13 protein-coding genes are annotated in these 8,085 nt (G+C 71.4%); 4 read left to right on the top strand and 9 right to left on the bottom strand.

Annotated features, from left to right (window positions below; genetic code table 11):
* Positions 1–186 precede the first annotated feature (186 nt).
* Positions 187–645, bottom strand: coding sequence for a hypothetical protein (locus AB2L28_RS20675; protein WP_370720890.1), 459 nt, complete (start codon positions 643–645; stop codon positions 187–189).
* A gap of 263 nt (positions 646–908) precedes the next feature.
* Here AB2L28_RS20675 and AB2L28_RS20670 point away from each other — a divergent pair, with 263 nt between their 5' ends.
* Entirely contained in the window at positions 909–1,313 is a 405-nt protein-coding gene (locus tag AB2L28_RS20670; protein WP_370720889.1) for a hypothetical protein, read from the top strand.
* Between the two features lie 176 nt (positions 1,314–1,489).
* Here the strand turns inward: AB2L28_RS20670 and AB2L28_RS20665 are convergent, their stop codons facing one another.
* Complete coding sequence (locus AB2L28_RS20665) at positions 1,490–1,792, bottom strand: hypothetical protein (protein ID WP_370720888.1); 303 nt, start codon at positions 1,790–1,792, stop codon at positions 1,490–1,492.
* A 233-nt stretch (positions 1,793–2,025) separates the two neighbouring features.
* Here AB2L28_RS20665 and AB2L28_RS20660 point away from each other — a divergent pair, with 233 nt between their 5' ends.
* Positions 2,026–2,439 carry a hypothetical protein gene (locus AB2L28_RS20660; protein ID WP_370720887.1) on the top strand — a complete coding sequence of 138 codons (414 nt, stop codon included), beginning with the start codon at positions 2,026–2,028 and terminating at the stop codon, positions 2,437–2,439.
* Between the two features lie 123 nt (positions 2,440–2,562).
* On the opposite strand, the gene AB2L28_RS20655 is transcribed toward AB2L28_RS20660, so the two are convergent.
* Positions 2,563–3,225: an SMI1/KNR4 family protein gene (locus AB2L28_RS20655; RefSeq protein WP_370720886.1), complete on the bottom strand. Its 663-nt coding sequence runs from the start codon at positions 3,223–3,225 to the stop codon at positions 2,563–2,565.
* A gap of 125 nt (positions 3,226–3,350) precedes the next feature.
* On the opposite strand from AB2L28_RS20655, the gene AB2L28_RS20650 reads away from it, so the two are divergent.
* Entirely contained in the window at positions 3,351–3,647 is a 297-nt protein-coding gene (locus AB2L28_RS20650) for a cold shock domain-containing protein (protein ID WP_370720885.1), read from the top strand.
* 71 nt (positions 3,648–3,718) lie between these two features.
* Here AB2L28_RS20650 and AB2L28_RS20645 read toward each other — a convergent pair whose 3' ends face one another.
* On the bottom strand, positions 3,719–4,198 hold the full coding sequence (locus tag AB2L28_RS20645) for a hypothetical protein (protein ID WP_370720884.1): 480 nt from the start codon (positions 4,196–4,198) through the stop codon (positions 3,719–3,721).
* 91 nt (positions 4,199–4,289) lie between these two features.
* On the opposite strand from AB2L28_RS20645, the gene AB2L28_RS20640 reads away from it, so the two are divergent.
* Positions 4,290–4,745 (top strand): (deoxy)nucleoside triphosphate pyrophosphohydrolase, encoded by a 456-nt coding sequence (locus AB2L28_RS20640; protein ID WP_370720883.1) that lies wholly within the window; start codon positions 4,290–4,292, stop codon positions 4,743–4,745.
* 58 nt (positions 4,746–4,803) lie between these two features.
* Here AB2L28_RS20640 and AB2L28_RS20635 read toward each other — a convergent pair whose 3' ends face one another.
* The 5 genes from AB2L28_RS20635 to AB2L28_RS20615 all read right to left on the bottom strand — a co-directional run.
* Positions 4,804–5,598, bottom strand: a complete 795-nt coding sequence (locus AB2L28_RS20635; protein ID WP_370720882.1) for an alpha/beta fold hydrolase — start codon at positions 5,596–5,598, stop codon at positions 4,804–4,806.
* 650 nt (positions 5,599–6,248) lie between these two features.
* Entirely contained in the window at positions 6,249–6,824 is a 576-nt protein-coding gene (locus tag AB2L28_RS20630; protein ID WP_370720881.1) for a hypothetical protein, read from the bottom strand.
* Positions 6,821–7,432, bottom strand: coding sequence for a DUF6286 domain-containing protein (locus tag AB2L28_RS20625; RefSeq protein ID WP_370720880.1), 612 nt, complete (start codon positions 7,430–7,432; stop codon positions 6,821–6,823). Before AB2L28_RS20625 ends, AB2L28_RS20630 begins: the two co-directional genes overlap by 4 nt.
* Positions 7,429–7,887 carry an Asp23/Gls24 family envelope stress response protein gene (locus AB2L28_RS20620; protein ID WP_370720879.1) on the bottom strand — a complete coding sequence of 153 codons (459 nt, stop codon included), beginning with the start codon at positions 7,885–7,887 and terminating at the stop codon, positions 7,429–7,431. The genes AB2L28_RS20625 and AB2L28_RS20620 overlap by 4 nt, the downstream gene beginning before the upstream one ends.
* Positions 7,880–8,085: hypothetical protein (locus tag AB2L28_RS20615; RefSeq protein WP_370720878.1), on the bottom strand; the 206-nt coding region annotated here is incomplete at its 5' end. The genes AB2L28_RS20620 and AB2L28_RS20615, both read right to left, overlap by 8 nt.

Here is an 8,085-nt window from a genome sequence, read left to right as displayed (position 1 = left end):
CCGACGCCACGCAGACCATGAGAGAGCCACACCCGTGAAGCCGGTGGGCAGACGAAATGGGAACGACGCGTCGGGCACCTCGACACAGCCTGGCCGGGCTGTTGCCGTGAGGGAAGTGAACAAGTAGCGAGATGAGGACGGTCTCAGTACCCATCGCGGTGTCGAACCGCGGGCCGCTCCACTCACTCACCGGCCAGGACGAGAGCGACGTCCCTGCCACCACGACGTGACCACGGACAGGACGCCCGCGGGCACGGTGATCAGCGCAACGTCATCCCACCCCCAGCCCATCCCCGAGCCCAGCGTCACCGCGAACACCGCCGCAACGGCGATCACCGCTATGACCGACGCCATCGACGGCGATCCCCGGTGCAAGGACGAGCGATCCAGCCGCGCCGGGTCGCCACCCTGCACGCGGTGCTCAGCCACCGCCCACACCGCAGCACCCACCGCGAACACCGCCCACGCGGCGGCCACCGGCCACCGCCCGGCCAGCAACCAAACCCCGGCAGCCAGCAAGAGGACGGCGTCGAAGACCAGCCCGCTCAGCAGCCGCGAGCGAGCAGCGCGCCGGCGATCGAAGCGGCGGTGCCCACTACGCAGGCGCGGGATGTCCGGGGTCTGCTCGGTGTCCTCCATCGGCACTCCGTCAGCGTGCACCAGACCCCTCAGTGCCCGTAGGCAGGTCACCCACACAGCCCAGCACGCCTCTTGCGACCTACCTGGCCACACGCGGTCAAGTCCGCGCGGTCATCCCGCAGGCCGCGCGCTCGACGACCTCGCGGTCCTGCTTGATATGTGGGTGATCGGGGGCCACTCTCCGGTCTGCGCGCGTTCCAGGAACCGCACCCAGTCAAGAGACGTCACATCGCTGTGTCAGCCACCGCCGCGCAGGTCGAAGTTCTCTGATGGAGCCGCTGCCTCAACGAGCGCCCCGATGGGTACTGATCCTCGTCGTGCTCGCCGTGGCCGCGGTCGTGGCCGTCCTCAAGATGCCGCCCTGGTCCTTCCTCACCCGTGAGGACCTAGCCTCCTGCGCCGAGGTCAGACGCGACATGACGGGAGAAGTCCCCGGGGACGGCGCTGCTTGCCTGGTGACGGCGCAGACCAGCGGCACCGGCGCCGAGCTGAAGGTGACTGACTACACCGTCGAGGGCGATCCGATCTTCACGTACTACCGCGTGGTGCCTGACCGCAGCGGTATGGAGGTCTTCGTCGACAGCCGCGACGGCTATGGGAAGAAGGGGTGGACGCACCTCAACTGTCCCCAGGCCCGTGCCGTGCCTGACGTAGGACCGTGCCAGAAGGCGTGACGGGTGGGGCCTCACGCGCCGCCGGACAGCTCAGGCACGTCAGCGTGCGACGTCACGGTCATCCCGCGGTGCGCGGGCGCACGGTCATCCCGCTATGTGCGCCATGACTGCCCGATGATCTTGCTCTCATGACGATCTGCGGATGGTCGACGTGCCAGCGACCAAGCCGAGCTGTATCAGCGAAGGAGGCGTAGCCGATGCAGACGAACGAGCACGAGCATCGTCGCCGCACCCGAGGCGACGACAGCAATCACCAGCCACCGCCACGCACCCCAAGGACCACTGCCCCCATCGGTCGCATCAGCCAATTCGATGCTCTGGACCAGCCAGCGTCCTGCGGCCACCACCGCCACGGTCCACAGCACCAGGCCCAGCGGTGACCATCGATGCGTCTTCACCATCAGCGCCACAGGGGCCGTCAGAGCGACCAGAGCAACAGCCATCGGCGCCAGGCCGGTCAAGATCTCCCACAGGACCACCAAGGCAGCATGGCGAACGAGTAGGTCGTCCGGACCCCTTCAGCAGGACGAGCACAACATCCACCACTGCCGTCGAGGCCGGCTAACGACCTCACGGTCATCCCGCGTTGTGCGTGGTCGCCATTGGTGGACGACGTCGCGGTCATGCTTGCTATACGGGTGATGACTTCGTCGTCCACCTGAGGTGGCAACCTGCGGGGTGAGCACCTCTTCCGGCCGCACCCAGGAGTTCTATGCCGCACTGGATCTGGACCGTGATCGCGATGGCAGTCCTCGGTGCCGTCACCGGTATTCTCGTCCCCCGGCTACGCCGCCGAGCTCAACGCGACCTGTACGGCGAGGGCGTCTTCGACATGAACGTCTGCTCCCTGGGCCCCTCCCAGCACGGCCTCAGCCAGGCATGGGGCAGCGCCGCAGGCGCCGTCATCAGCGACGAGGGTGATCTGCGCTGGCGCGGCACAGTGCTGGCCGAGGGCCGGCTCCAAAGCCCCGAACCGCGCCAGCCGCACGGGCGCGAGCTGGTGTGGTTGGACCCCTGGGCTCAGGTATGGACCGTGATCTTCAACGACGGCTCGCGCGTCGAGCTGGCCGTCGCCCCAGGCGATGCCCACCACCTCGGACCCTGGCAGCAGCCCGGGAGCCGATGACGTCGACCTACCGGTCGTGCTGCTGTCGTGAATGTCAGCAACATTGCGGTCTTACGGCGAGTCGGGTGCTCGACGACCTCGCGGTCCTACCGGTTGTGGCCGAGTCGGCGTCCCCCGACGCCATCACTGCTCAGCACGCGCCAAGCACCGTGAAGTCGAATCCCAGAGGTCATCAAGCTCCCACCGCACGGCGCCGTCCTCGACCTGCGGCCGCCAGTACCGGCACGGCGTCTGCTGCTCCAGGTGATCAGCCACATCGCTCAGCATCTGCGCGATCGACCACCACACCGGGCCAGCACCGTCGAAGGCTTCATCGATCCACTCCGTCACGCAGCCGTGCCGAGGACCACGGCGGCAGTCGACGAACAACGCGTCACCGGACTGGTTCTCATCCAGCGCGATGAAGGCGGGCAAGAAGGCGCCGGCGATCTGCCCGGCTTCCTGCTGGGCGACCTCGGCGCGGTGCTCGGCTGCGTCCTCGTCGTCAGCGGTCACGTCCTGCTCGATCTTCAGCCGCAACTGCCGGTCGTCCAAGGCCCGGGTCAGCGACATGGGGCCAGGCCACCCCGGCAGCACCGCAGCTCCCGCGTCGCGGTCCCAGCGGTCGTGCAGGCTGAACCACGTCCGAAGCTGCTCTGGCCAGAGCACGCCGGTCCGTTCTTCGGCCAGGGCCCGCTCTCGCGCAGGCGCCGGGGGGTGCAGGCTCGCGGCGGTGGCGGGTGCGTGTGTCCGCAGCCAGGCGGTAATCCGCGCCCACGCTGCCTCGACCGAAGGCTCCTCGTTCACGGAGTCATCCTCGCGGCCGGCGCAAAGCGCGGGAGGAAGTTCGCGGTCATCCCGCGGTGCGCGGGCGCACGGTCATCCCGCGATACGGGCGAGGGGACGGCCACCGGCGGCGGCACACTGAACTCATGGCGATCTTGGCGACGATCCGCAGGTGGAACACCCACCGGGCCCGGGGCGTCCTCGACAGCCCCGAGACTCCCGGCGGCTGCTGGGCCCACCTCTCCCACATCGCCAGACCTGGCCCCTGGGACGTCCAACCCGGCGACGAGTACATGCTCGAGTGGGAGCACGCCCAACAGGACGGCTTCGCCTACCGGGCCGTGCGCATGTGGCCGGCCGGCACCGCGCCCATCGACCCGGTAGTCCGGCACAACAGCAGCGCCTACAGCAGCAGCCTGACCCTCACCTTCGACGAGGACTGAGGGCTGAGCAACGTCACGATCATCCCGCAGATATCGCGCGGTCTTGGCGAGAAACGGACGAGGCGTGACGCTCAGCGCATGGCGCCGACGACCACTCGGTCCGAGATCACGTCGTACGTCAACATCACCATCGAGGGCGCACCCTCCTCGGCCACGATCACCGGCTTACGCAGCTGCTGCCCGAGGGTCCGTAACCAAGCACACAGCACATCCAGCTGGCCTTGATCCCGCACCGCCGCGACGTTGACGTCGAAGTCGATCTGGCCGGACTCCAGGAACCAGAAGATCACGTGGAGGTCCTCCGTCAGCCACACCTGCAGGGAGGCGTCGAGCATCCGCTGCGGGGAGGTGAACAGCTCTGCGGCAGCAGGCAGTGACCCCACCGGACGACCCGGCTCGCGGTACTCCCACCTCCGCGTCCCCGCGCTCACCAGGTCGAAGACGGCCTGCCAGTCGGCGACGCTGCCGCCCTCCACCCGGGCGTCAGGGAGATCGCCCACCTGCTCGGGACTGAAGGCTTCACAGACCTCATCCCACTCCACATCAGGCACCTGACGATCATGCGTCGACGACCGCTGAGCTGCAGCGAACGCACGGTCATCCCGCGGTCGGTGCGCAGTCGTGATCCGGTACGGCGTTGTCGTGAGCGTCTGCTTGGCTTCACCGGTGCACACCGTCGCCGTCGCCGTCGGCATCCTCATTCACGACGCCCGCGTGCTCTTGGCCCTGCGCAGCGCGGATCGCCGCGCCTACCCCGCCATGTGGGCCCTGCCCGGAGGACACGTCGAGCCCGGCGAGTCCGAACCCGAGGCCCTGCGTCGAGAACTACACGAGGAGTTGGGCATCACCGTCCTTGACTGCGAGGACGCCCCCACCTCCCGGCTGCACCTCACCCACGATGCACCCGGCACCGAGCTGCACCTGAGCACCTGGCGGGTACGAACCTGGAGCGGACAGCCCCGCAACACCTGCCCCGACGAGCACGACCGCCTCGCCTGGTTCAGCACCGACGAGCTCGAGCAGCTGCCCTGGGCGCACCCTGAGCACCAGCAGATGCTGAGCGACATGCTCAGCGACCCCACCCTTCAAGCGACCTGACAAGGGGCGATCGAACTTCTTGGGCGACCCCCGGCCTCGATGGCACTCCGCAAGACCGTCAGGCACTCATCAGGGCCTGCACGATGGCGACGCGTTCGTGCATCCACCCGATGTGCCCCGCCTCCGGTAGGTGATGCAGCACGGCGTGCGGCAACGTCGACACCGCGGCCTCCGCCGCGACCAGCGCAACGGCGACGTCTTGCTCCCCGTGCCACCAGCTGACCGGGGTTCTCACCTGCGCCGGCGTCACTGGCCACGGACTGCGCACCAGCAGCGCGTCCTGCACCCACCCCTCAGTCCCGGCCGCGACCGCGTCGGTGACCCCGCCCAGCAGTTCGGCCCGCAGGGACGCATCGGCCAGCACTTCCCGATCCAGGCGGGGCGCATCAACACCCAGGCGCTCCACCGCCGCCGCGGGGTCCGCACGCAGCGCGTGTGCCGCGGCCCGCAGGGCCGTCAGCGGCGGCGGCGGCGTGGTGGGCCACGTGGTGCCGGAGACGATCCCCACGTGGCTCACCACCTCCGGGCCCAGGCGGGCGGCGACGGCGAAGGCCACGGCTGCCCCGGCGGAGAAGGCCAGCAGCCGGACCCGGTCGATGTCGAGATCCGCCAGCAGGGCCTGCACGTCGGCGGCGTCGCTCAAGAGGTCCCGGTTGGGGTGCGCGCTGGAGGCGCCGAAGCCGGGGCGGTCGTAGGACAGGACCCGTACGGGGTGCGCGAGCTGGTCGGCAGCGGGGGGCGGTGCGGGCGCTACCGGTGTTGCCGTGCAGCCACAGCAGCACCGGTGCGTCCGTCGGGCCGGTGCTGCGCCAGAACAGCGATCGCCCGTCGGCCAGGGCGGTTTGACCGTCATGGGTGTTCGGATCGGTGCCGGCGGTCGCCATGTCCGCGACCCTACGGGGCTGGTGATCACCGTTGATGTGGGCGTTGAGCGACTTCACGGTCATCCCGCGGTGCGCGCGGTCGGAAGCACCCCGCTCCACTCCCCCACAGGTCATGACGATCTTCAACTAGGACAGATTGGATGAGACGAGCAGGCCGCCGGCCATCTCACGCGACTCGTCCCACCGCAGGTCAGGGGTGCGCGGGTGGGACAGGTCCGGTGAGAACGGACAGGAGGTGCGGACCCTCAGCACCACAGCAACACCACGGCGCAGGAACTGCGTTCCTCCCCGCTGCGGCACGTGGGGGTGGCGTCCTGCGAGACCGACGTCGAGTGCGTGGTCCGCGGCGAGGTGCCGGAGCACCTGGTCGGCGAGCGCAGGACTCCGCACCGGCGTCTTCAGGTCCGCGGGTCCCGGCTCCCGGTCGTTCGACGGTGGACGAGCCCGGGGGGCGGGTCACCACGTCGTGGCGGACGCCCCCCACGGCAGCGTCGGCGCCTGATCGCTCGGTGCCTCTGGTGGGGCCGAGGGTTCGCGGACGACCGGTTCTCCTGCACCGGTCATCCGCGCTCCGAGGGCAGCCGCGGTGTTCGTCGTGGGCGGGGTCCCCGCGCGGACCTCAGCGCACGCGGCTGCTGCGGTCCGACCGCGCGATCGACAGGACGACGCGCCCGTGGACGTCGTCGCGACCCAGGACCTGGCGGGTCTGGGCGCTGATGCGGTTCGCGGCCGCCGCGACCTCGTGCAGGTCGGCGGTGGGTTCGCAGGTGGCCCGCAGTTCCAGGACGAGTTCGCCGCGGTCGGTGCGGGTGCGGCCCCTGGCGCCGCGCACCCCCGGCTGCGCGGCGAGCAGGTCCGCGGCCGTGCGGGCCGGGGCGTCGGCGTGCAGGCGCAGGCGCCCGGAGGTCTCGCTGCCCGCCAGGGTCAGGTCGTCGGTCCCGCGACGCGGCAGGTGGGAGAGCAGCCACCACAGCGCGAGGACGGCGAGGACGACGGCGACGGCGGCGGCGACGGCGGCGAACCACCCCGCGCGCACCGCGTCGCCGGTGCCGGCGGCGAAGCGGTCCCCGGTCCCGGGGAACACCTGCGACAGCCAGCCGGCCCACCAGGCGATGGCCGCGGCCCCGCCGACGAGGAGCACCAGGCCGAGCAGGAAGGTCAGGAGGCGGTCCAGACCCAGCACCGTGCGGCTCACCGGTCGCCGTCCTTCCCGCCCGCGCGGGGCGTGTGCAGGTGGAGCTTGAGGCGGGGCTGGGGGTCGAAACCGCTGAGGAGCCCGGTGAGGGACTCCTCGAGCCGGCCGCGGACGTCGGGGGAGGTGGTGTGCGCGTGCACCTCCAGCGAACGGCGGGAGGCCGTGCTGCTGGCCTTGAGGACCCCGTCGGTGCCCGTGGCCGTCGTCGTCGCCAGGCGCGCCAGGTCGCCGGTGCCGGTGGTGACGCCCGCGCCGGAACCGCTGAGCGTCAGCGCCCGGCGCGACCGGCGGGCGAAGGCGCTGAGCAGCAGCCACAGGCCGACCACGACGGCGACGATCCCGGCGACGAGCACGACGGGTGCGGTGCGGCGCAGGCCGTCGAGGCCGTCGGCGGCGGGGGCCAGCCAGCGGTTGCCGGGCACCGTGCCCCAGGCCACGAGGGCCTCGCGGCCCAGGACGACCGCGACGGCCAGGAGCAGGACGGCCAGGACGGGGCCGATGACGCCGATGCGGCCGGCGCCGGTGGGGGCGGTCGCCGGGGCCAGGGGCCGGGTGTCCCCGCGGGTGTCCTCGCGGTTCTGCCCGGGGTGGTCGGTCGGGGTGCTCACCGGACCCTCCTCCCGGTGTCGTGGTGGGGCAGCACGTAGCGGTCGACGGTGACGTCGCAGGCGTCGACGGTGTAACCGCCGAGGTGCTGCAACCGGCTGCGGACGTGGTGGCGGACGGCGGCGGCCAGGTCGGCGGCCGGGGTGGGCCAGACGGCGGCGACGTGGACGTGGACGCGGACGCGGTCCCCGGCGCGGGTGCAGTCCACGGCGGGCAGGCCCCGGCCCAGGACGCTGTCGACGGCGCCGCCGACGACCTTGCGGGCCTGCTCGGCGGTGCTGGAGCCGTTGCCGCCGGTCCTGGCGGTTCCCGCGCCGGTCCGGACGCTGCCGGGGACCTCGGTGGCGGCGCGGGTGGCGATGCGCTGGGCGACGCGGTCGGCGACGTCGGTGCGGCCCCGCTCGCCGGCCCGCTCGGTGGTGCCGGCCACCCCGTGGGGGGTCTGCGCGTCAGCCACGGCTGCGTCCGGGGAGGAGGTTGCCCAGGTCGATGCGGCCCTCGAGGTGGGCCCCGACCACGTAGCCGACGGCACCGAACAGCAGGGCCAGCAGGAACCAGCCGGCGCCGGCGGTGCCGGCGATGAGCGCGAGCAGCAGACCGGCGAGCAGACCGGTGGAGGACGACGACATGGGGACTCCTCGAGCGGGGTGGGTGG

The organism is Kineococcus mangrovi, from assembly GCF_041320705.1.
GTDB lineage: Bacteria > Actinomycetota > Actinomycetes > Actinomycetales > Kineococcaceae > Kineococcus > Kineococcus mangrovi.
This window is presented reverse-complemented; position numbering and strand designations above follow the sequence as displayed.